The organism is Thalassospira profundimaris (assembly GCF_003326755.1).
In the GTDB taxonomy this organism is placed as follows: domain Bacteria; phylum Pseudomonadota; class Alphaproteobacteria; order Rhodospirillales; family Thalassospiraceae; genus Thalassospira; species Thalassospira profundimaris_B.
This window is the reverse complement of sequence record NZ_JPWH01000001.1, coordinates 575,354-596,914: the sequence shown is the minus strand read 5'-3', so window position 1 is coordinate 596,914 and position 21,561 is coordinate 575,354. Positions and strand designations below refer to the sequence as shown.

The following is a 21,561-nucleotide window of genomic DNA, read 5'->3' as shown; positions in this document are numbered from 1 at the left end:
CACAAACATTATCAGCAGGACACAAACCCATGAGCCATTCAAACAGCGATACCGCCCCGGATTTTACCCGCCGATTTGTCAACCTGGCCGATGAACGGTTAGGCGCGGTTGCCATTTTCGCCACCGACGATTTTTTTGCCGACAAACAGCGCATGCTGCAATCGGCCCCGGCGATTTTTTACCCCGACAAATACGACGATAACGGCAAATGGATGGATGGCTGGGAAAGCCGCCGCAAACGGGTGGAAGGCCACGATTACGCCATTGTCCGCCTGGCAACCTCAGGCCGGATTTACGGTGTGGATATTGACACCAGCCATTTCACCGGCAATTTCCCGCCCGCAGCCTCGCTGGAAGGCTGTTTCTGCCCCGAAGGCGACCCGGACGACACCACGACCTGGACCGAAATTGTCGCCCCGCAGGGGCTGGGGGCCAGCGCGCATCATTATGCCGATGTCACCAGTGACGGGATTTACACCCATGTGCGCCTGCATATTTATCCCGATGGCGGCATTGCCCGCCTGCGGGTATATGGCCGCCCCAACCGCGACTGGAGCGAAATGGCCGCCAAGGGCGAACAGGTGGACCTGGCTGCCATGATCAATGGCGGCATCGCCCTTGCCTGGTCGGATGCCCATTATGGCAACCCCAATGTGGTGCTGGCCCCGGGGCGCGGGGTCAATATGGGTGATGGCTGGGAAACCAGCCGTCGGCGCGAACCGGGCAATGAATGGCTGATCATTGAACTGGGCCATCCCGGCGAGATTGATAAAATCATCATTGATACCTGCCATTTCAAAGGCAACTTCCCGGACCGCGTTTCGGTGCAGGGGGCCTATGTCGAGGGCGAAAAGGACAAATCCATCATCGCCCGATCGATGTTCTGGCAAACCGTTTTGCCCGAACAAAAAATGCAGGCCGACCGCATCCATGAATTTGGCGGGGCGGCCATTACCGCACGCGGGCCCGTATCGCACCTGCGCATCAATTCGATACCCGATGGCGGCATCAGCCGCATTCGCATTCTTGGCAAACCCGCCAGGCCCTGATTCGGGGTTTGGCTGGCAAAAGGGGGCTAACATGAAACTGACTGTCGAACCGCTAACACCCGAATCCTTCACCGAATTTGGGGATGTCATCAGCACGGAAACAGCCCGCAAATCCTTTGGGATCAATCAGGGCACCACGACGCGCTATCATGACATTTCCGGCATTGATACCGGCGAGGAAGGCGGACGCCCGATCATCAGCATTTTTCGCGGCAATCCACGCCCCCTGCCGATCCGCATTTCCATGATGGAACGCCACCCGCTGGGCTCCCAGGCCTTTATCCCCATGCAGGGGCAACGGTTTTTAATCGTTGTCGCCCCCGCCAGCGACCTGCCCCAGGCCAGCGATCTGCGGGCCTTTGTCACCAATGGCAAACAGGGCATCACCTATGACAAGGGGGTGTGGCACCACCCGCTTCTGGTGCTTGAACCCGAAAGCGAATTTCTGGTGATTGACCGTTCGGGGCCGGGCAATAACCTCAATGAAGTCGATATGGGCGATATTGATGGTGAACCGATCAGTCTGGACTGGCCCCCCGCGCAAATGGCAAAAATCGCCTGATCATATGCCGGGCCGTTTATCCGGCCAGGCCCCTATTGCGCAAACAGGATAAAAGCGCATCGCCAGAAGCAACCACATGGCAGGCCCCGGCATCCTGCAATAGGGCGGGGTCGGCATTCTGGCGATGACGCCCGCCCACAAACCCGACCGACCGCATCCCTGCCCTATTGGCGGCAACCACACCCGACGGACTGTCTTCAATCACCAGGCAATGATGCGGCTTACAGCCCTTTGCCTTTAATTGCGAATACCGCCCCCCATATCAATTGCCAGCAACTGTTTTTGAATCCGCTGGGATAAAACCGGGTCCGGGTTGGCATCAAGCGCCCGCTGATAGGCAACACGGGCCATATCGCGCTTGCCCATTGCCAGGGCGTTATCAGCAAAATGGGCCAGATGCTCGGCAATCGGGGCGGCCTTGTTGGCCTTGATCAGGGCTTCTTCCGCCGCTGCGTAGTCGCCCTTTTTATACAGGATCAACCCATAGGTATCCTGAATGGAGGGGTTATCGGGCTGCACCTTGAGCGCCAGTTTGATCAGCCGTTCGGCTTCCCCCAGATTTTCGCCCTTGGTGGCGTAATGATAGGCCAGCCAGTTGGCCGCCTCGATATTGCCCGCCCGGGCCGCCTGGGTGGCTTCGGCGGTTAATGTATCATTATAAGATTTAATCACATCGCTGACCGCTTCCTGGTCCATCCCCTCGATCGAGGTCAGGCCCAGCCGCGAGACACGGCAATTGCTGCCCCCGGCATTCTGGCACATGGCAAGGGCCAATTGCCCCGCCCCCACCACCGTGGCACTGGGACCGGCATAAAACGGCTTGCCGCTGTCATCGGTTGCCATCGCCTTGAAATCCACCATGCGGGCATATGTGTCATTCAGGTTTTTCTGCTCTGCCGGGCCGCCCATCATATCCTGGGGTTCCCATTTGGGCGATGTATCCCCGCAGGCCGCCAGCCCGAACAGGACAATACCGGCCATCACATATCGGAAACGGATCGGCATGGTGCGCTCTCTCCTTGTTATCGTCTTGCGTTGCGGCCCGAAATACGGGGTGCCTGCCAATCATAACAAAAACACCCCGCATTGCATTAACGCGATTGCTGCCAGCGCACCCCGCCCACCGAAAGATCGGAATAAAGCGGTTTTTCCGGCGAAAATTCACCTTTTTTCAGGGCATCCAGCATCTGTTGGGGCATCATCCGTGCCTGTTTCACGGTACATATCATGCAGTTTCAACCAGTCATGCTGGTCCGGCAGAAACCGGAAAACCGGCGCATAATTGCGTGTCGAGAAAAACACCGCCTCGCTTTGCCCGTCCCCATCCAGATCAATCAGCAACAGGGCACATCTGTTCTGATGACCGGAGCCGGTAGCGTCTTTCTCAACCTTGTCGCCATCGCAGAAAAGTCGGCCATATTTCAGGTCTTCATCCATCAATTTACGCAAATCACGCTCGGAATAGGCGTTATTTTGCGGAAATACCGGAATTTCTTCAAATGATGGCGTATCGGGTTCCTGATATAGCGGGTAATACTCGCGTAGCTGCTGCAAATCCGCGACTTTATCGGGGTGGGCACCGCGCAATGCGGCCAGGGCCTTTTCACCCGGTTTACCCAGATTGCGGGCCATAAAGGCCAAATCGGCACGCGGAATATCATCCAGCAAGCCCAGCCGGGTTTTCTGACTGAAGGCGGAAATGCTGAACGGATCCAGCCAGGGCAGATGCGCAACAAAGGCCAGGGCCGCCCCACCGACAACAACCTGACCAAAGGCCCGCTGCAAACGCGGAATCATGCCATCACCGCGCCTCATGCCTGCGCGCATGATCCACAGGGTCGCGCCCAAAACATAAACGCCAAGCCAGGTGGCATACAAACGCGCCGGGGTAAGCCAGTAATCATCCACCCGCAACCAGATGCAGCCCAGCGCCGCCAGCGCACAAACCGGTGCCATCCACAGACTGTAGCGAAAAACAACATCGCCCCAACGGCCAAAAAGTGTGGTTGTCGCGCCCGACTGCACCGCACCAAACAGCAGATAGCTGATCCACAGCGCCGCCCCCAGCACCACCATGCCGATACTGGTATCCCGGCCCAAAAGCTGTTCCCAGCCGCCAAGAACGCCCAACAGCAAAAACAGAAACAGACCTGCGGCCTGCACCGGATAAAAGAACCGGTACAGGGTGCCCAGAACCTGGCGAACAACCTTCAGGATTTGCGGTTTCTCGCGCGTTAGCATAATGCCCGACGCAAAGGCCGCTCCGCTTAACACGGAGCCGCCCAGCAGGGATTCCAGAAAGTCCATAAAGGCGTAGAAACCAACGACGTTAAACAGCTCTGCCAGCACATAGGCCATGATCCAGAATACGCTGATCGATACCGTGCCAAAATACAGCGACAGCTTAATATCCCACAAAGCCGGACCAATCGCCCAACAGGGCACCCCCAAAATGCGGCGGTGCTGCGTGTCATCGGATCGGGTGCCAGATGGGGCATCGGATAGGGCATCGGTTTTTTCAATATCGGTCGCAACATGGCGGGCACGCCAAAGGGCAATACTTGCCCCGATCCAGATCGCCTGGGTGGTGAAAAACGCGAAAACAGCCATGTCGTCCACATGCGCAAAGCCGACAATATGCTGAAAAACCGCCACCTGCCCGGCAGCCAGCAGCGAAACCGCCAGCGACAGCGCCAGGGCGACAAAGAACCGGCCATGCGTTAAGGCAAACCAGCCGCAATAGGCACTTGTCACCACAAACATGACCAAGGGTTCAAATAACAGACTGTGTTCATCAAACCGGTCAAACAGGTACCATATTGCCAGCCCGTACAATCCGCCACTTAGGGGGAAAAGCCACCACAATTTGCTCATTGTGCATCCATATCCATTTATTTTGTTTTTTCTGCGGTCGGTTGGCCTGCCATGCCGCACTTACCGGCGCCAACAGCACCGCACCGTTTTTTCCGTTTTACACGCCACAGAGCCAGCCACGCGATTAGGAAATTTTCAAGGCCAAATTACAACCAATAATCATTATCTCCAGCTTGGGGAACAACTGTCTCAATATGAAAGATCTATAGATTTCAAAATCATACTATATCAACGCCTGCCCATGGGCTTTCTTCCATCAGGCCTGGGGAACAAACGGCTTGCCCTGTTGTTATCAGGAAAACAATTTTCATCGGGCTATTTGCAGCGGGCAGAATGCCAAACACGATGGCACCAGTCTCTTTCCGCGCACGGTTGTTTAGCGCCGTTAAACAGCGCCTGGCTGATGATGAAATCCCTTTTCACAAGGCTTCTTTGAAAGGAGTTCTCAATGGCAAAACTGAAACTGGCCGTGATTGTGGGCAGCAATCGCACCGGATCGATCAATCAGAAACTGGCCCGCGCCCTGATTGACCTGATCGGCGAACGTGCCGATACGCATATGATCAAAATTGATGATCTGCCGATCTATAACATGGACCATGAAGGCAACCGGCCCGATGTGGTCAACCGCTTTACCCGCGAGGTTGCGGCCTGTGATGCCGTTTTGATGGTCACACCGGAACATAACCGCTCCATCACCACGGTTTTGAAAAACGCCATCGACTGGGGCTCGAAACCGGCGGAAAACAATGTGTGGAAAGGCAAAGCCACCGCGATAACCGGCACCTCGCCCGGGGCCATTGGCACAGCGGTCGCCCAGCAGCATCTGCGCCAGGTCATGGGCATTCTCGGCGCCCTGGTGATGGGCGGTGAAGCCTATATCGCCTTCAAGCCCGAGCTGATTGGCGAGGATGGCAGCATTGCCATCGACGATACCAAAGCCTTCCTGCAGGATTATATCGACAATTTCCTGAATACTGCCAAAAAACTGACGGCCTGACCCAAAAAAGCCGGACATTCTCCGAGACACGATGCAAAAAACAAAGAAGCCGCCGGGAAATTCCGGCGGCTTCTTTGCACAGAAAAGCTGTTATTTAACGCTGACCCGATGATCAGGCGCCACGTTCCGCAATCATCTTCTTGATTTCGGTAATCGCCAGCGCCGGGTTCAGACCCTTCGGGCAGGTATTGGTGCAGTTCATGATCGTATGGCAACGATACAGGCGGAACGGATCTTCCAGCGCGTCAAGACGTTCGCCGGTATATTCGTCACGCGAATCTGCCAGCCAGCGATAGGCCTGGAGCAGAACCGCCGGGCCAAGGTAACGGTCCGAGTTCCACCAGTAGGACGGGCACGCCGTCGAGCAGGAGAAACACAGGATACATTCCCACAGGCCGTCCAGTTTGGCGCGTTCTTCACGCGACTGCAAACGTTCACCATCGGGCGGGGTCGGGCTGTCGGCCTTCAGCCACGGCTCGATCGAGGCAAGCTGGGCATAGGGCTGTGACAGGTCCGGCACCAGATCCTTGACCACCGGCATATGCGGCAGCGGATAGATCTTCACATCGCCGTCAATATCCTCGATCGGCTTGAGGCATGCCAGCGTGTTGCGGCCATCAATATTCATCGCACACGACCCGCAAATCCCCTCGCGGCAGGACCGGCGGAAGGTCAGGGTTGCGTCGATTTCATTCTTGATCTTGATCAGCGCGTCCAGAACCATCGGGCCGCAGGCATCAAGGTCAAGCTCAAAGGTATCGGTACGCGGATTATCGCCGGAATCCGGATCATAACGATAGATCTGGAATTTCCGGGTATTTTTCGCGTTCGCCGGTGCAGAAAACGATTTACCGTCCTGCACGACCGAATTGGCGGGAAGTTTGAATTCAGCCATCTCTCAAATCCTCTCTCTCCGCGCCTTAATATACGCGTTCCTTCGGCTCGATATATTCAACTTCATCGGTCAGGGTGAAGTTGTTGACCGGGCGATAGGTGAGGTCAACGCCATAGTTGTTGTCCCAGGCAACCTTGGCAATCGTGTGCTTCATCCAGACTTCGTCATCACGCTTGGGATAATCCTCGTGGGCATGGGCGCCGCGCGATTCATGGCGTGCTTCGGCAGAATTCATGGTGGAGGCAGCACAAACCATCAGGTTTTCCAGCTCCATCGTTTCCACCAGATCGGAATTCCAGATCAGCGAGCGGTCAGACACGGAAACATCTGACAGGGTCGATGCGGTTTTGGCGAGTTTTTCAACACCTTCACCCAGAATTTCGGAGGTGCGGAACACGCCGCAATTGGACTGCATGACCTTTTGCATTTCCAGGCGGATTTCAGCCGTCGGGCGGGCACCCTTGGCCCAGCGCAGACGGTCAAAACGATCCAGCGCCTGCTGGCCATCGCTGGCCTTGAGCTCCTTGAACGATGCCTTGGGATCCACAATCTCGGCAGCGTGCATGCCGCAGGCGCGACCAAACACCACAAGGTCAAGCAGCGAGTTCGTGCCCAGACGGTTGGCCCCATGAACCGACACACAGGCCGCTTCACCCGCCGCCATCAGGCCCGGCACGATCCGGTTGGGATCATCGGCTGTCGGGTTCAGGACTTCGCCCTTATAGTTGGTCGGAATGCCGCCCATATTATAATGAACCGTCGGCAGAACCGGGATCGGTTCCTTGGTCGCATCCACACCGGCAAAAATCTTGGCGGTTTCGGTAATGCCCGGAAGGCGCTCCCACAGAACATCCGAGCCCAGATGCTCAAGATGCAAATGGATATATTCGCCATGTTCGCCAACACCGCGACCATCGCGAATTTCCTGGGCCATCCCGCGCGAAACAACGTCACGCGATGCCAGGTCTTTCACGGTCGGGGCATAACGTTCCATGAAACGTTCGCCTTCGGAGTTGGTAAGATACCCCCCTTCACCGCGCGCACCTTCGGTGATCAGACAGCCCGACCCATAAATGCCTGTCGGGTGGAACTGAACAAATTCCATGTCCTGAAGGCCAAGGCCCGCACGGGCCACCATGCCATGACCGTCACCGGTACAGGTATGGGCCGAGGTGCAGCTAAAGAAGGCACGGCCATAACCGCCCGATGCCAGAATGGTCATCTTGGCGTTAAAGCGGTGCATGATGCCGGTATCAAGGTCCCAGGCCACCAGGCCACGGCAGGTGCCGTCATCATCCATGATCAAATCAATGGCGATATATTCGACAAAGAATTCAGCCTTGTGCTTCAGGCACTGCTGATAGAGCGTGTGCAGCATGGCATGACCGGTACGGTCAGCCGCAGCACAGGCCCGTTCCACCGGGGCCTTGCCGTGGTCACGGGTGTGGCCGCCAAACGGACGCTGGTAAATTTTGCCTTCGGCCGTGCGCGAAAACGGCATGCCGTAATGTTCAAGTTCGTAAACCGCCGGAACGGCGTTGCGGCACATATATTCGATGGCGTCCTGGTCGCCAAGCCAGTCGGACCCCTTGACGGTGTCATACATATGCCACTGCCAATGGTCTTCCGAAATATTGCCCAGCGACGCACCAATACCACCCTGGGCGGCAACAGTGTGGGAGCGGGTCGGGAAAACCTTGGTCACACAGGCGGTCTTGAGACCGGCCTCAACCGTGCCAAGGGTGGCACGCAGACCGGCACCGCCTGCCCCCATAACGACGACATCGTAGTTATGGTCAATAATTTTATAGGATTCTGTCATGTCTCAGGCTCCGGCAAAAACGATTCGCAGCACCGAAATAATCGCGGCAACACTCATGAAAGCGGTGAGCGCGCGGATCAACAGCAGCGAAGCAATTTCTGCTTTACGGTTATGCACATAATCTTCGATCACAACTTGCAGGCCGAGAACGAAATGCCAGGCCACCGAAATGACCAAAAGGATCATCATGGTGGCGTGGAAATAGCTGCTTAACCAGGCATGGACGGCATCAAAGGATGCGGTGTGCCCTGCAAGGATCGAATAAATAAACCACAGTCCCAGCGGCAGATTGGCCGCAGCGGTGACGCGTTGCGCCCACCAGTGCGAAGAGCCGCTTTTGGCGGAACCAAGGCCGCGCACGCGGCCCAGATCGGATTGCATCTTCATAACAACAACCTTGTCCCCATTTGCCTGGATCAAACCAGACCGATAATCCAGGTGATGATGGTCAGCACGACTGCCGCGCCAAGAACGATGGGACCGGACTTTTCCGCCCCTTCATTCGTCAGGCCGCGACCGGTATCCCAGACAAGATGCCGGACACCGTTGCAGGCGTGATAGAAAAACGCCACTGTCCAGCCGAACAGCAACAGCAGACCAAACCACGAGGTGAAAAATGCCTGATAGCCCTCGAACGTATTCCGGCCATCGCCTGCGGCGATAAGCCATGACGTCAGGAATACGAAACCAATGGCAAGGCCAATGCCCATAATGCGGAAAGAAATGGACATTTTGGCCGTCAGCGGGAGCCTGTACACCTGAAGGTGGGGAGACAGCGGCCGATTGGCTTTGCTCATAACGGAATTGCCTCTTCTCAAATAGCTGGCGGGAAAGCAGGGATTATTTACCCACGCGATGGGGGTAAGTCAATCTCAACGCCTTTGAAAACCAAAGAAATCTGCGAATTAACGCCATTTCTGCCGGTGCTTTAGACTTGTTTCATATAGTTCAAACCAAGGCAATATCCCCCTTAGTCGGAGATATATGATGCTGTAACGCACCAAAACAGGTGCAGGTGCGTTATTTTTGACTTTCTACGTTTCAGGGCCGTTTGGGGATCAAAATAATATGGTCAAAATCCAGAAGCACGGCGGAGTCATATTTTCCGGCATCATCACGCAGGGCAAAATCAGCCGCCGCGCGATCCCGCATGGCAACCAGCCGCACCCGCATCGCCCCGACATCATCCCGGCCGGGAATGGCGAATTTATCAAGAATTTCCGACCAGGCAAACACCGTATTGCCCGCAAAGGCCGGGTTGGCATGGCTACCGGCATTGATCGCCAGAATTTTAAAGGCATTGCCCAGCCCGTTAAAGGACAATGCGCGCGCCAGCGACATAACATGCCCGCCATAAATCAGCCGTTTGCCAAACCGGCCCCGGTTGGCATTGACCTGGTCAAAATGCACCTTGGCGGTATTTTGATAAAGCCGGGTTGCCAATTGATGTTCGGCTTCCTCTATCGTCATGCCATCCACATGATCGATCTTTTCGCCCACCGCGTAATCATCCCAGAAATGCGGCGAACCGGCCAAATCACAATCATATCCCGCAAGGTCCAGACCAACCGGAACATTCAGGGCATCGGGCTGCACGACAGATGGCAAATCGGGCAGGCAGGGTTCGGGCGCGGGGGCATCGGGGTTCTTTTTATGGACCATGACCCAGCGGTTATAATCCACCACCATTTCACCATGCTGGTTGCGCCCCACCGAATTGACGTAAACCACCCCGGTTTTACCGTTGGAATTTTCCTTGAGACCAATGACCTTTGAAACGGTGGCAACCGTATCGCCCGCATAAACCGGAACCCCGAACACACCGCCAGCATAGCCCAGATTGGCCACGGCATTCAGCGACACATCGGGCACGGTTTTGCCAAACACCATGTGAAAGACCAAAAGATCATCCACCGGGGCATCGCGAAACCCGATCGCCCGGGCAAATTCGGCCGAGGATTGCACGGCAAAACGCGGACCATAAAGGGCGGTATATAGCGATACATCACCCGTCGTAATCGTGCGCGGGGTGGCATGGCGCAGTTCCTGCCCCAGGTGAAAATCCTCGAAATAATGGCCGGGATTGTTTTTTGATGTCATGGCTTGGTCCCTGTTTCCTGCCGGTATCCGGCCCTAAAAGGCACGATGGTCAGTCTTGCGCCGACATCACGGCAATACTGTCGGCCAATGCCACCAGCCGCCGCGCTGTCACCACATGCAGGTTTTCAATCAGCTTGCCATCCACCACAACAACCCCCTGCCCCTGGGCGGTTGCCTCTTCATGGGCTGCAATAATTTTGCGGGCCCAGGCTATTTCACTTTCGGCCGGGGCAAAGGCGCGGTTGGCCGCCGCGATGGCTTTGGGATGAATCAGGGTTTTGCCATCAAACCCCATCTCGCGGCCCTGCTGGCAGGCATGGGCAAAGCCATCCTCGTCCGACAGGTCCAGATGCACGCCATCGAGAATGGCAAGGTCAAAGGCACGCGCCGCCAGCATGCACAGGCCCAGGCTTGTGATCATCGGCAAACGGTCGCGGGTATGGGCACAGTTCAGGTCCTTTGCCAAATCCGACGTGCCCATCACAAACCCGCCCATCAGCGGATGCGCCCCGGCAATATCGCGTGCATTGAGCATGGCAAGCGGCGTTTCCATCATGCACCAGATGCGCATGTCTTCATGCGCCCCTTCGGCCTGCATAATGGCGGCAACCTGACGGATGGTTTCAGGGCTTTCGACCTTGGGCAGCAAAATGGCATCTGCCCGGCTTTTGGCAACGGCGACCACATCGTCATACCCCCACGGGGTATTCAGGCCATTGACCCGCACCTGAATTTCACGCGGGCCATAACCGCCTTCATCCAGGGCGGCGACAATCTGTTCGCGGGCCGTTACCTTGGAGTCGGGGGCAACCGCATCCTCGATATCAAGAATAAGGCCATCGGCGGGCAATGAACGCCCCTTTTCCAGCGCCCGGGCATTGGACCCCGGCATATACAGAACTGACCGGCGCGGCCGCGCGGAAACTGCCATGACAAGCCTCATTGTAATTTTAGTTTAAAACGATACGATTTTCTTTTCTAAAATTACCAAACTTTTTCGCAATGCAGCAAGCGGAAATTACATTACCCAGCCATTTACAAACCGACAGAGGGGCAAACCTGCCAACCCGGCATGAAGCATCCCAGCAGGCGACATTTTCCGATATCAGCCGGGCGACAATACTCTGCTTCAAAGTCCAAATCTTGCAACTGACAGATTAGCCCGGCCCAGCATTTCTGCCAGGCGGCCAGCTTGCCACATGTCAAAACAAATTCGCGAAAACACCACCACTGGCCGCAGCATCCATCACACGGACGGTGGCACTGCGACCGGCCACGAGGCGGACATTTTGCGGCACGTTATCAAGCTTGATGCGGACCGGAACGCGCTGGGCCAGGCGCACCCAGCTAAAAGTCGGTTTTACGTTGGCAAGGTTGCCATTGGCACCACTGCGTTCACTATCCTGAATCCCGGCAGCGATACTGGCAACATGCCCGTAAATCGGCTTTGGCTGGCCCATCAGTTTAACCTCGACCCGGTCGCCCACAGCAATACGCGGCAGTTTGGTTTCTTCAAAATAGCCCGCGACATAATAGGAGCCCCCATCAATCAGGGCGGCAATGGCCTTGCCCGCACCAACATAGTTGCCCGGCCGCAGGGAAAAATTGGTTAGCGTGCCATCGACCGACGCGACAACAACGGTGCGATCAAGATTGAGCTTTGCCAGATCAAGGTCCGACTTTGCCAGGGCCACATTGGCCGTGGCCGTGGCAAGGGCGGTTTCCACCTGTTCCTTTTTCTGACGTGAAACCGCATCGCTGCTTAAATTCCTGTAACGATGCACTTCACGCCGGGCCTGTTCCTCGCTGGCAACGGCACTATCAAGGCGCGCCTGTGCCTGTTCGACGGCCACCCTGAAACGGGCTTTATCAATTTCAAACAGCGGATCACCAGCTTTAACCTGCTGGTTGTCAACAACATATACCCTGCTGACCAACCCCGATACATCGGGGGCAATGGCCACAACATCGGCACTGATGCGCCCGTCCCGGGTCCAGGGATCGTTCATGTAATAATCCCAAAGCTGCATACCGGCGATGAGCGCAATACCAACCACGACCCCGGACAGGAACAACCGACCGGCACGGGAAATCCATTTGTTCATTATATCACCTACCTACAAATACCGCCGTGATCCCGGCCAGCAGCAACACAAACAGCGCCAGATCAATCAGAGCGGAATGAAACGTTGCGCGGTAAAAGCCCACCCGCACCAACACTTTTCGCAACACAACCAGGCTGAACCAGGCCAAAATCGCCGCGACCAGAAAGCTCGGCAGAAAAACGCCATAGACATCCACCATCGGGTCAATCATGCGTGTCCCTCCAGACTGGCCGGCACCTGGTCATTTGCACCGGCAAAGGACAGGGCGACCGGGCGAAAATTCTTGCCAAAATCCGGTTCGCTATCGCGGGCCAGAACCCGGCGCATCGCCACAAGCGTTACCACCAGCCGCCGTTTGACATGCGGCGCAATGGCAATGACACCCCCCTTGCGGCCCCTTTTGGCCCGGCCAAATGCCGGTGTGGCCGCAACAGAAACCGGCAACGGAGCCGACGAACAGGCGAATTCGGGCAAGGAGACATCATCCGTGACCCGCATCAGAATTTCATCAACCAGGTGCAGAAGTTCGGCATCAGGGGCGCGGTCAAAATCGCGCGTACGCAAATCGAAATGTGTGCCCATAACCGTCAAAAACCGGTCCAGCCGCGCCCGAATGTCGTCGTCAAGCATCCGGCGCAAGCGGCGCAGTTCAAGAAGATTGGCCGCAATTGACACTTCGGGCATCGCACGCATCAACCGCGCACGATGTATCGGCGCCAGGGCCAACCGGGGGAAAATCAGCCCCTGCCGATCGAGCAAACGCCGCAAAACTGCCATGCGGGGCATTGTCCAGTCCTGACGGGCAAGACTGGCAAGATCACGCCAGTTTGCCTGCAACAACCGGCGAATGCTGTGATCCGGAGAGATCGAGCGCATCATCGATGTAATGACGGCTGCGACAATAAACCCGGTCAACATTGCCACAGCCCCGTCAATCGAACCGGCGAAATTGGCCGTATAACGGGTGGAAATGTTGAGCAGCATCACGGTATTGACCGCCATTGGCAGCGCAAAAATAAAGGTTTTGGGCGAGGGGATCAGCAACCCGATCAACAGCAGATAGGGCGCAAATACCGCCGCAAGCAGCGGAAACCCGTCAATAGAGGGCAGAACCGCATAACCGTAGAACAGCGACACCACCACCGAAATCAGCGTATAGGTGATAAACCCCTTTTGCGCCGGTACCGGATCGTCAAGAAATGCCATGATACTGGTGGCAACGGCGGCCATCATGGCCGCCTGGGAACCAAAGGGCCACCCCGTTTCAACCCAGATAAAACAAACGACCAGCACGGCAATCATGGCTGTCAGGGCCGAGCGCAAGGCCATGCCATAATCAACATGCAGCGAGGCGGCTTCCCCCCGGTCGCGCCAGCGGTCCACCACCATTCGGGGGGGATTGCCCTCGCGAATACCGGCCCACAGCAACTGACAGTCATCGTAAAAACCAATCAGACGGTGCAGGCGCACACATAAATTAATGACCAGCAAATCATGCCAGTTGCGGTTTACCTCATAGCGTCGTGACACAGCCGTAATCTCGCGATGCAACGCATCAATCCGCGTTCTGTCTTGTGGATCGGCGGCACTGTCCTGCATCCAGGCATCAACCTTGCGCAACAGCGCAACGACATTTTCCGGCACACCCTGATGCGTTGCGGCAAGGGCCGTGATGCGGTCATGCAGGCTGTAAAGCGCAGGCAGCAAAGCCGCCATCGCATTTTGCAGCGCCTGCAAGGGGCGTGTCATGCCATTCAGTGCCGAACGTTCATATCCCACATGCACCGCAAGACCATGAAGTTCGCCAATATCGGCAATAAGACGGGTCCGGTCATTATGAAGTTTTTCGTCATCCGGCGCGCCAGCAAAACTCAAACTGGCAAGGTCGCGCACATCTTTGAGCGCACGGTCAATCCGGGCAGCCAGCACCGGCCCCAAATGGCGCGGAAAAACAACATGACTGACAATTGTCGCACACAGAATGCCAAGAATAATTTCCTGCACACGGGCCACGGCAACATCAAAAATCGTCCCCGGATCGGTCACACAGGGAAAACCGACAATCGCCGCCGTATAGCCCGCCAGCATGAACAGATAACTGCGCGGCGTACGGTCCAGAAGGGATAAATACAGGCACAGGCCAACCCAGCCCGCCATCATCAAAGACAGCAAAACCGGCGCATCCACGACATTGGGAATAAGGGCGATGGCAAAAACACCGCCAATGATGGTGCCGATCACCCGATATACCGCCTTCGATGCCAAAACACCGCTCATCGGATTGGCAATGATGTAAACCGTTGCCATCGACCAGACCGGGCGGTCGAGATCAAAAGCCAGTGCGATAAACAGCGCCAGCAATGCTGCGGCAAGTGTTTTGGCAGAAAACAGCCAGTCACCCAGCCCCGGACGGGACGCAAGAATATTTTTTAACATTACATCCCCTTTCGTGGCGTGGTTTCGGAATCCTTTTCTTCGCGGCAGGTCAGCTTTGCCAAAAGCTGCTTTAACACCGTCAGCGTGGTTGCCAGATCATCATCCTCAATATCCGCCGTAATCGTGTCACGTACCTGCGAAAGGATCTGTTCGATCTCGATGGCTTTGGCCGCCCCTTGCGGCGTGAGGGATACCATCTTGGCCCGCCGGTCCGTCGGGTCTGCCACACGCTGCACCATTGCATCAGCTTCCAGCGCATCCATCACCCTGACCAGTGACGGCCCCTCAACCCCAATTTCTTCGGCAATGGCGCCCTGGCGGACAGTCCCGCCCCGGCGATGCAGCACAATCAGCGGCAAGGCGGTGGTTTGCGACAAACCATGTTTAAGCAGGGCATGATCAATCTCGCGGCGCCATTTGCGCGCGACATTGATCAGGGCACTGCCAATGGTCAGATGTTCGGAAAAGCGGTCAAAATCTTTCATGCGATAAAGTTAGCATTGAATTAGTTTGAATCCTATCTATTTTAATTCCAATCAGACATGAACGAATTGCATGGCATGATAAATAATATAAATCAGATACTTATAATGAATGCGTCTCTTTCCCCGGCCAGGAACACAGGTTAAACCGCACATAAAAAGCACGCACACACCCGCATATGGGGTGTGGCGCAATCGGCCTTGGTCAAACATGAAACCAGGGAAATTTTACTGGAACGGATTGCCAAACAAGGCGGGCAGAAGCTGCTGGGTAAAGGGAGGAACCTCGTTAAGAGGACGGCCATTGGTCAGAAAAACCACGCCGGTTTGCTGGTCGGGAAACCACGAAATTTCCGCGCTATAGCCAAAATAGGTCCCGTCATGGCCCCAAACCGGCCCCCAGTCACTTTGCCCCACCATCACGCCATAGCCATAGGAGCCATTACCGGCAAAACGGGTATCGGTTATCATGCGTTCAATCGCCTTTGGCCCCAGAAGGGTGCCATCGGCAAACAGGCCGCGCAAAAAGGCCAGCATATCACGGGCATTTGACACCACCCCGCCATCGGCCAGATGATCGCCGACATCATAATCGGTCACATCTTCAAGGTTGCCATCGCCGTCCCCGTCGTCATAACCACGCGCAATGTCGCGATCACGCGGGAAGCTGCCAAAACTTGTGGCATTCATATCCAGCGGGGTAAAAATGCGTTTTTCAAACACATCCTCGATCGGGGCCTGTTCGATCTGTTCGATGATATAACCCAGCAAAATATAATTGCTGTTGGAATTGGCGTAATCGCTGCCGGGCGAAAAAACCGCATCGCGATCGGCAATCAGGGGCAGCAATTCGGCATTGCGCCAGCCATGTTGCGGTTCGCGCCCGACCAATTCAAAAAAGAAATCGCCATCCAGATAATCGGGAATGCCGGAACTGTTATGCAGCAAATCGGTGATGGTGGCGGTTTTGGCATTGGCAATGGATTGGGCATATTCCGGCGGCAACCAGCGCGCCGGATGGTCCGACAGTTTCAGCCGCTGTTCGGAGGCCAGTTGCAAAATCACCACCGAGGTCATCATTTTTGTCAGCGAGCCGATATAAAACCGCGCTGATTCGCGCATTTTGCGGTTGGGCTTGGCACTGGACAGGCCCGCAGCGACAAAACGGCTGCTGCCATCGGCATAGGAAATGCCCACAACGGCACCGGGCAGCCCGGCCTGCTGAACATAGGCCTGTAAAAAGGTTTGCAACGGATCAGATGGTGCTGCCTGAGTTTGCGCCATTACGGGCGCCACCTGCCCTGCAAAAAGCAAAAACCCGAAAACCCCAAACAGGGCAGCGACAATACCCGGCTTTCGCCTTTCACCCCTTTGGCACGCCCGTTTACGCACTGTATCGGCCCCCGACTGATCCATCAGACCATCACTATGGACAGGATTTGCCTGCAATCAAAGAAAAACACAACGATAATCCGTTATTGTCCTCAAGGAATGCAACCATTTGGGGATTTATGTGCGATCAAAACCCTTAATGTCGGCAATGCGTCGCTCTATCGCGGCCAAAAGGTCGGCTGTTTTGACAAAAACCGCAACCTCGCCGGTATCGTCAAAGGCCGGTTCAATCACACACTGAACCGGTCCGAAAGTCACATCATAGGCGTTCATGACAATTTCGCGCTGATCGGGGTCGCCCCCCTCGCCCCGGGTTTGTGCCAAAATGCACTTGCGCACGGCTTCGGCCTTTTCCAGCGATTGCTGAATATCAAGCACCAGAAACGCCGTGATGCGGGCATGTCCCCCATCATTTGCTTTGCGCCCCGGCCAATCGGGCACAGTAACGCAGGGACCCCCCAGTGATTCCCCCATCATGACCTCCAATTACGGCAACACGTCTCAAGGCATCATAATAATGGGTACCCTTAAAAAAAGCACAAGACCGAAGTTTAACAATTATAAACAGCATCACCGTATCAAGGGCACACGCCAAAACACATCAACGGCCCATTGCAAGGGGAAACGCCGTATTAACGCGACCCTCATGAAGGGCAAAGGCAATGGTGAAACGTGATGTCAGGTCCTTGCCGACACAATATTGGGACGCGGCTGCTTGATCGTCCGGCCGGTTAAGCCCACACCGGGTCCAGCCCGGCGCACCGGCCGGACACGCCGAAAGGGCGTGGCGGCTGGCATACAGGATCGAGGCAATGATCTGGTCCCGGCTGCAATCATCGGGGAACATGGTGGAAAATTTGGCGGGATTGACCGGCCTTTCATCGGCATCGCGGTCCATATTCCAATACACCGTGGCCTCATAAACGCCATTGGCATTTTCCGAGCCCGACGCCATCTCGACTCTGGCAATGGTGACGGGGTTCTGCCCCTGCGGGCGGGCATGAAAACCGGTGAAGCGGTTTTTACGGTTCAATTCACCACAAAAAATATGCTCAAGGTTAATCGGCACAGCCGCGCTGCCATGCCCCTGACCGGGACAGACCACAGGGCCGGAGGCTTGTAAAGCAGGCCCGCCCGCTTGCACAACAGCCCCAAAAAGCACGAAAAACGCGCCCGTCAGCACAATTTTTCCCAGATAAAACCGCAATAAACGTCCCGACATGGCCAAAATAATCCTGATCAATGACTTAAAAAGCATATATCGGACGGCGGATGCCTAAAGCTGTGAAAATTCAAGTCCGATGCGCAATGCCAGCACGCTGGCCGGTTCAAAGCGCATCGGCTCCCCGCCCAGCTTGCCGCCATGCCACTGCGCCTTGGTCAGCACAAATGCCCCCAGGGGCAAATCATGGCTGGTTTTGAAATTGACCAGCGCGCGCACTTCCTTGGGTTTGCGAATGGCATCATCGCGCCACAGGCAATGATAGGCAAATAGCGGCGTCCCACTGCGCCGGTCCAAAAACACAAACGGCACTTCATAATGCCCCCAACGGGCATAAAACAGGCTTTCCATCCCGGTGCTGGATGCCAGAAACTGCGTTTGAATCGCGGTTTCCACCAGCCGTGTCACGGTATCCTCGCCTTCGGCGCGCCCGCCAATCAACCCGCTGCGCAGGCCCGGATGAATCAGATGCACCTTGAAGGCCACCGCGCGCTGAAACGGTTTGGCATCCTGGTCCACCCGTTCCAGGCGGCGCACCAGCCAGGCACTTTCCAGATATTCGAGATAGCGGCGCAGGGTATTTTTGGCGAGATCCAGTTCACGCGCCAGCGTTTCAATCGAAAATTCGGCCCCGGTATTATAGGCCAGCAACACAAACAGGCGGTGCAGGTCCGACGGGCTGGAAATACCATGCAGGCCGGGAAGGTCGGAATGAAGCGACCGATGAATGGCCCCGGCCTCGCCGTCACGGTCATGAAAACCGCCTTCATTGATGTAATCTTCAAACAGGGTATTCAGTTCGACCAGGCCCGGTGGCACATCGGTTGTAAAACGGGTGGCATTGGGCGATTCCGGTAAAACATCCGCCGGTTTGACGCCGCGCTGTTCGAGATATTCGGCAAAACTGAAAGGCGGCAGGAAAAGTGTTGTCAAATGCGCCCGGTTTTCCGCGGCCGGGGCCAGCGCGCTGACGGCCACCACCCGCACCATCGGGTCGGCCTTGAGCAAGCGGGCAATCTGGCTTTCCCAGTCCCGCTGATAGGAAACCTCGTCGATAAACAGCCATAAGGGATGATCGGCCGAAATACCGCGCGATGCGCGCAAAAGGCGCGGCAGGCGGGAAATATCAAGCTCCAGGAACAGCGGATGTTCCAGCGAGACATAACAGACATGGCGGCGCGGTGTATCACCATCGAGCAGTTGCGATACCGCCTGACGCAGCATCACGGTTTTGCCCACCCCGCGTGGCCCGGTCAGCAGGACGGCCTTGCTGCCATCGCCCCGCTCAATGGCATTCCAGAACCGTTTGAAAAAGGCCCGGACCGGCAGGTTATGCACCATTTCATCGGTGATCCCCTCCCACCAGGGATTATCGAGCATCAGGCGACGCAGAAAATCCGGTTCGCCGGGATGTTCAACCAAAGCCGCCATAAACCGCCCCCAAACAGTTTGCCGATCAATGAAGTGCAGGATCAAATAACGCCAGCAACAACATCCAAATTAGGGTTAGTCATAAACCTTATTCGATGATTTTTTAAGAAATACTTGATTCCGGGCGAGTCTTTTATGTGTTCATACCAGTGCTCGATGCGTGAAACGCACCCTGGACTGGCTAGGCGCGACGGCGCCGCGCGGCCTATGCCGCGAGAGGCAAGGGTTTCGGAGAAGCCCGCCCGCCGATTGAGGGCTGTCCCGATCGATTTCGATCAGGACAAGTGGGTCTCGGCCATAAAAACGGATCGCCCGTCAGATGACAGGCGATCCGGGACCGAACTGCAATGCGGAGTCTTGGGGAAGACACGAGGGAGACTGACCCGACAACGGGGCACCAAAGCAGCACGGTCCGTATCATGCTGGCCGGGCGGGCGGGGGAAGCAGGCCGACCAGCATGAAACCAATAAGACAAAGAAGAAGAGAAAGGGTGAAACGGGGGCTGTGATCAGGCGCGATCCTGGGGTTTGTCCGATTTATCGTCCGCACCATTCTGCGGGTTTTTCACATCTGATGGCCCGGAGCCATCATCAGACGTGTCTTCCTTGCGCATCCGCTTGAATTCCGACGACAGATTATAATCACCCGAGGCCACATATCCTTCCATATTTCCGGTGCGGCGCTCCAGATCATCAAACCGTTCGCGCAGATCTTCCATCCAGGGTTCTTCGTAATCAACACCAAAGGTGGGGCTTTCAGCCTGTTCTGCGGTTGCCTCGTTCGGGGTTGTGCGACGATGCGTGCCCGCAGCCCCGCCACGATGCCCCCGACGGCCAAGGAAGGAAAACCATTCCGGGCGATGGATATAGGACCACGCCACCAGGAACAGAAACACGCCAACCGGGAAGCTGAAAATCAGCGTCACGATCCAGGCAATCAGCACGCCCTTGCGCGGAATGCCAAATTTTTCGGCCACACCGTTAACGGTGCTTCTAAGCGGTCCGCCGCGATACGGCCCGTTATGGTGCCCACAGCCACGGTGGGAAGGGTTGCGCCCTTCACCGCGACGGAACCGGCATCCCCGCTCGCGGGGGCCATGATGCCTGTTGTAAAATCGCGCACCGGCAGCAGCTTGCTCGGCAGTCATATTCTGTTCCTCCATTCGGCAACCTCTGCATCCAGAAGACTTTCCAGTGTCGCTATGCGGTTTTCAAGACGCTCGGCCCTCTGTTTGAGATGGGCCAGTGCCTGTTTGTGTTCCTGGCTTTCCACCGGCGGGACATTTTGGCGTTCGGCCTTCATCCGTTTCCAAACGGTAATGTAATGAAAAACCACCCAAACCGGCCCGACAATGGAAATAAACACAATCAGTGGAACGGCAATAGCCCACATAAGCGCCCCTTACCTTTGTTAAGGTTCGGTCACGCCACCTTTGGCCATGACCGCCAACCGCAGACACCAGCACGCCTGCACACTGAATTAGTTGTCTTTATTGACCCGTTCCTTCAATGCTTTCAGGTCATCTTCAATGCCAAGTTCGGCCTCAAGGTCGCCAAACTCTTCATCGAGGGTTTTTGCCCGGCCCATATCATAGGATTCCGCACTGGCTTCAAGCTCGTCAATCCGGCGTTCCATTGCTTCATAGCGCAGCAGGGCATCATCGATCTGGCTGTTATGCAGCTTTTCACGCATCTTAACGCGCTTTTCCGCCGTTTTCATCCGAATTTCCACCGCACGCTGTTTGCCCTTGGCTTCATTCAGTTTGCTATTGAGCTTGTTCAAATCTTCATCAAACTTGCCCAGCGTTTCCTCGATCACTTCAAGTTCACGCTCCAGCACCACAGCCTGGTCGGCCAGACGGCGACGCGCCATCAAGGCCCCTTTGGCAAGGTCATCACGACCCTTGGAAACGGCGAATTCCGCCTTTTCTTCCCATTCATTCTGACCATCACGCAGCTTTTTCAGCTTGCGTTCGACTTCCTTTTTATCGGCAATCGCCTTAACAGCACTTGACCGAACCTCGACCAGGGTATCTTCCATTTCCTGAATCATCAGGCGGACCATTTTTTCCGGATCTTCGGCACGATCCAGAAGCGAATTGATATTGGCATTCACGATATCGGACAAACGCGAGAACACGCCCATTGCTCGATCTCCTGTTGGGGGATGTAAACTCTTCTGCCCCTTGCTT

Annotated in this window: 23 protein-coding genes; 3 read left to right on the top strand and 20 right to left on the bottom strand. The window is 55.9% G+C overall.

Features of this window, described 5'->3' with window-relative positions; translation table 11 throughout:
• Positions 1-29: 29 nt before the first annotated feature.
• Positions 30-1,049, top strand: a complete 1,020-nt coding sequence (alc, locus tag TH25_RS02685; protein ID WP_114086845.1) for an allantoicase — start codon at positions 30-32, stop codon at positions 1,047-1,049.
• 31 nt (positions 1,050-1,080) lie between these two features.
• On the top strand, positions 1,081-1,611 hold the full coding sequence (locus TH25_RS02680) for an ureidoglycolate lyase (RefSeq protein WP_114086844.1): 531 nt from the start codon (positions 1,081-1,083) through the stop codon (positions 1,609-1,611).
• A 16-nt stretch (positions 1,612-1,627) separates the two neighbouring features.
• Here the strand turns inward: TH25_RS02680 and TH25_RS02675 are convergent, their stop codons facing one another.
• The 3 genes from TH25_RS02675 to TH25_RS02665 all read right to left on the bottom strand — a co-directional run bounded on the left by TH25_RS02675 (position 1,628) and on the right by TH25_RS02665 (position 4,485).
• Positions 1,628-1,816 carry a hypothetical protein gene (locus TH25_RS02675; protein ID WP_220151326.1) on the bottom strand — a complete coding sequence of 63 codons (189 nt, stop codon included), beginning with the start codon at positions 1,814-1,816 and terminating at the stop codon, positions 1,628-1,630.
• 32 nt (positions 1,817-1,848) lie between these two features.
• Positions 1,849-2,616: a hypothetical protein gene (locus TH25_RS02670; RefSeq protein ID WP_114086842.1), complete on the bottom strand. Its 768-nt coding sequence runs from the start codon at positions 2,614-2,616 to the stop codon at positions 1,849-1,851.
• Positions 2,617-2,772: 156 nt separating this feature from the next.
• Positions 2,773-4,485 (bottom strand): DUF4153 domain-containing protein, encoded by a 1,713-nt coding sequence (locus TH25_RS02665; RefSeq protein ID WP_114086841.1) that lies wholly within the window; start codon positions 4,483-4,485, stop codon positions 2,773-2,775.
• 448 nt (positions 4,486-4,933) lie between these two features.
• On the opposite strand from TH25_RS02665, the gene TH25_RS02660 reads away from it, so the two are divergent.
• A complete protein-coding gene (locus TH25_RS02660) occupies positions 4,934-5,485 on the top strand; it encodes an NADPH-dependent FMN reductase (protein ID WP_114086840.1) in 552 nt (183 codons plus the stop codon).
• 112 nt (positions 5,486-5,597) lie between these two features.
• On the opposite strand, the gene TH25_RS02655 is transcribed toward TH25_RS02660, so the two are convergent.
• From TH25_RS02655 to pspA, 17 genes are all read right to left on the bottom strand, one after another.
• Positions 5,598-6,380 (bottom strand): succinate dehydrogenase iron-sulfur subunit, encoded by a 783-nt coding sequence (locus TH25_RS02655; protein WP_114086839.1) that lies wholly within the window; start codon positions 6,378-6,380, stop codon positions 5,598-5,600.
• 25 nt (positions 6,381-6,405) lie between these two features.
• Positions 6,406-8,202, bottom strand: a complete 1,797-nt coding sequence (gene sdhA / locus TH25_RS02650) for a succinate dehydrogenase flavoprotein subunit (protein WP_114086838.1) — start codon at positions 8,200-8,202, stop codon at positions 6,406-6,408.
• 3 nt (positions 8,203-8,205) lie between these two features.
• Positions 8,206-8,589 (bottom strand): succinate dehydrogenase, hydrophobic membrane anchor protein, encoded by a 384-nt coding sequence (gene sdhD / locus TH25_RS02645; RefSeq protein ID WP_114086962.1) that lies wholly within the window; start codon positions 8,587-8,589, stop codon positions 8,206-8,208.
• Between the two features lie 29 nt (positions 8,590-8,618).
• Positions 8,619-8,999, bottom strand: coding sequence for a succinate dehydrogenase, cytochrome b556 subunit (gene sdhC, locus TH25_RS02640; RefSeq protein ID WP_114086837.1), 381 nt, complete (start codon positions 8,997-8,999; stop codon positions 8,619-8,621).
• Between the two features lie 244 nt (positions 9,000-9,243).
• Positions 9,244-10,302 (bottom strand): MaoC family dehydratase, encoded by a 1,059-nt coding sequence (locus TH25_RS02635; RefSeq protein WP_114086836.1) that lies wholly within the window; start codon positions 10,300-10,302, stop codon positions 9,244-9,246.
• A 49-nt stretch (positions 10,303-10,351) separates the two neighbouring features.
• A complete protein-coding gene (locus TH25_RS02630) occupies positions 10,352-11,233 on the bottom strand; it encodes an HpcH/HpaI aldolase/citrate lyase family protein (protein ID WP_114086835.1) in 882 nt (293 codons plus the stop codon).
• Between the two features lie 271 nt (positions 11,234-11,504).
• On the bottom strand, positions 11,505-12,407 hold the full coding sequence (locus TH25_RS02625; RefSeq protein WP_114086834.1) for an efflux RND transporter periplasmic adaptor subunit: 903 nt from the start codon (positions 12,405-12,407) through the stop codon (positions 11,505-11,507).
• Positions 12,408-12,411: 4 nt separating this feature from the next.
• Positions 12,412-12,618, bottom strand: coding sequence for a DUF1656 domain-containing protein (locus TH25_RS02620; RefSeq protein ID WP_114086833.1), 207 nt, complete (start codon positions 12,616-12,618; stop codon positions 12,412-12,414).
• Positions 12,615-14,843 carry an FUSC family protein gene (locus TH25_RS02615; protein ID WP_114086832.1) on the bottom strand — a complete coding sequence of 743 codons (2,229 nt, stop codon included), beginning with the start codon at positions 14,841-14,843 and terminating at the stop codon, positions 12,615-12,617. The genes TH25_RS02620 and TH25_RS02615 overlap by 4 nt, the downstream gene beginning before the upstream one ends.
• Positions 14,843-15,328 carry a MarR family winged helix-turn-helix transcriptional regulator gene (locus tag TH25_RS02610; RefSeq protein ID WP_114086831.1) on the bottom strand — a complete coding sequence of 162 codons (486 nt, stop codon included), beginning with the start codon at positions 15,326-15,328 and terminating at the stop codon, positions 14,843-14,845. The genes TH25_RS02615 and TH25_RS02610 overlap by 1 nt, the downstream gene beginning before the upstream one ends.
• Positions 15,329-15,553: 225 nt before the next feature.
• Positions 15,554-16,609: a serine hydrolase domain-containing protein gene (locus tag TH25_RS02605; protein WP_114086961.1), complete on the bottom strand. Its 1,056-nt coding sequence runs from the start codon at positions 16,607-16,609 to the stop codon at positions 15,554-15,556.
• Between the two features lie 225 nt (positions 16,610-16,834).
• On the bottom strand, positions 16,835-17,194 hold the full coding sequence (locus TH25_RS02600) for a hypothetical protein (RefSeq protein WP_147252975.1): 360 nt from the start codon (positions 17,192-17,194) through the stop codon (positions 16,835-16,837).
• 124 nt (positions 17,195-17,318) lie between these two features.
• Positions 17,319-17,939, bottom strand: a complete 621-nt coding sequence (locus TH25_RS02595) for an EndoU domain-containing protein (RefSeq protein WP_181847356.1) — start codon at positions 17,937-17,939, stop codon at positions 17,319-17,321.
• Between the two features lie 54 nt (positions 17,940-17,993).
• Positions 17,994-19,370 (bottom strand): ATP-binding protein, encoded by a 1,377-nt coding sequence (locus TH25_RS02590; RefSeq protein WP_114086828.1) that lies wholly within the window; start codon positions 19,368-19,370, stop codon positions 17,994-17,996.
• Positions 19,371-19,878: 508 nt separating this feature from the next.
• On the bottom strand, positions 19,879-20,517 hold the full coding sequence (locus tag TH25_RS02585; RefSeq protein ID WP_258549000.1) for a PspC domain-containing protein: 639 nt from the start codon (positions 20,515-20,517) through the stop codon (positions 19,879-19,881).
• Positions 20,514-20,762: an envelope stress response membrane protein PspB gene (pspB, locus tag TH25_RS02580; RefSeq protein WP_114086827.1), complete on the bottom strand. Its 249-nt coding sequence runs from the start codon at positions 20,760-20,762 to the stop codon at positions 20,514-20,516. Before pspB ends, TH25_RS02585 begins: the two co-directional genes overlap by 4 nt.
• 87 nt (positions 20,763-20,849) lie before the next feature.
• A complete protein-coding gene (pspA, locus tag TH25_RS02575) occupies positions 20,850-21,515 on the bottom strand; it encodes a phage shock protein PspA (protein ID WP_114086826.1) in 666 nt (221 codons plus the stop codon).
• Between the last annotated feature and the right edge of the window lie 46 nt (positions 21,516-21,561).

Bases quoted from the DNA above. Each gene is read 5' to 3' on its own strand.
- alc (WP_114086845.1), top strand. From the start codon at position 30: ATGAGCCATTCAAACAGCGATACCGCCCCGGATTTTACCCGCCGATTT.
- TH25_RS02665 (WP_114086841.1), bottom strand. From the start codon at position 4,485: ATGAGCAAATTGTGGTGGCTTTTCCCCCTAAGTGGCGGATTGTACGGG.
- TH25_RS02600 (WP_147252975.1), bottom strand. From the start codon at position 17,194: ATGATGGGGGAATCACTGGGGGGTCCCTGCGTTACTGTGCCCGATTGG.
- pspA (WP_114086826.1), bottom strand. From the start codon at position 21,515: ATGGGCGTGTTCTCGCGTTTGTCCGATATCGTGAATGCCAATATCAAT.
- TH25_RS02625 (WP_114086834.1), bottom strand. From the start codon at position 12,407: ATGAACAAATGGATTTCCCGTGCCGGTCGGTTGTTCCTGTCCGGGGTC.
- TH25_RS02610 (WP_114086831.1), bottom strand. From the start codon at position 15,328: ATGAAAGATTTTGACCGCTTTTCCGAACATCTGACCATTGGCAGTGCC.
- TH25_RS02590 (WP_114086828.1), bottom strand. From the start codon at position 19,370: ATGGCGGCTTTGGTTGAACATCCCGGCGAACCGGATTTTCTGCGTCGC.
- TH25_RS02670 (WP_114086842.1), bottom strand. From the start codon at position 2,616: ATGCCGATCCGTTTCCGATATGTGATGGCCGGTATTGTCCTGTTCGGG.
- TH25_RS02655 (WP_114086839.1), bottom strand. From the start codon at position 6,380: ATGGCTGAATTCAAACTTCCCGCCAATTCGGTCGTGCAGGACGGTAAA.
- pspB (WP_114086827.1), bottom strand. From the start codon at position 20,762: ATGTGGGCTATTGCCGTTCCACTGATTGTGTTTATTTCCATTGTCGGG.
- TH25_RS02680 (WP_114086844.1), top strand. From the start codon at position 1,081: ATGAAACTGACTGTCGAACCGCTAACACCCGAATCCTTCACCGAATTT.
- sdhD (WP_114086962.1), bottom strand. From the start codon at position 8,589: ATGAAGATGCAATCCGATCTGGGCCGCGTGCGCGGCCTTGGTTCCGCC.
- sdhA (WP_114086838.1), bottom strand. From the start codon at position 8,202: ATGACAGAATCCTATAAAATTATTGACCATAACTACGATGTCGTCGTT.
- TH25_RS02630 (WP_114086835.1), bottom strand. From the start codon at position 11,233: ATGGCAGTTTCCGCGCGGCCGCGCCGGTCAGTTCTGTATATGCCGGGG.
- TH25_RS02605 (WP_114086961.1), bottom strand. From the start codon at position 16,609: ATGGCGCAAACTCAGGCAGCACCATCTGATCCGTTGCAAACCTTTTTA.
- TH25_RS02660 (WP_114086840.1), top strand. From the start codon at position 4,934: ATGGCAAAACTGAAACTGGCCGTGATTGTGGGCAGCAATCGCACCGGA.
- TH25_RS02585 (WP_258549000.1), bottom strand. From the start codon at position 20,517: ATGACTGCCGAGCAAGCTGCTGCCGGTGCGCGATTTTACAACAGGCAT.
- sdhC (WP_114086837.1), bottom strand. From the start codon at position 8,999: ATGAGCAAAGCCAATCGGCCGCTGTCTCCCCACCTTCAGGTGTACAGG.
- TH25_RS02635 (WP_114086836.1), bottom strand. From the start codon at position 10,302: ATGACATCAAAAAACAATCCCGGCCATTATTTCGAGGATTTTCACCTG.
- TH25_RS02615 (WP_114086832.1), bottom strand. From the start codon at position 14,843: ATGTTAAAAAATATTCTTGCGTCCCGTCCGGGGCTGGGTGACTGGCTG.
- TH25_RS02620 (WP_114086833.1), bottom strand. From the start codon at position 12,618: ATGATTGACCCGATGGTGGATGTCTATGGCGTTTTTCTGCCGAGCTTT.
- TH25_RS02595 (WP_181847356.1), bottom strand. From the start codon at position 17,939: ATGTCGGGACGTTTATTGCGGTTTTATCTGGGAAAAATTGTGCTGACG.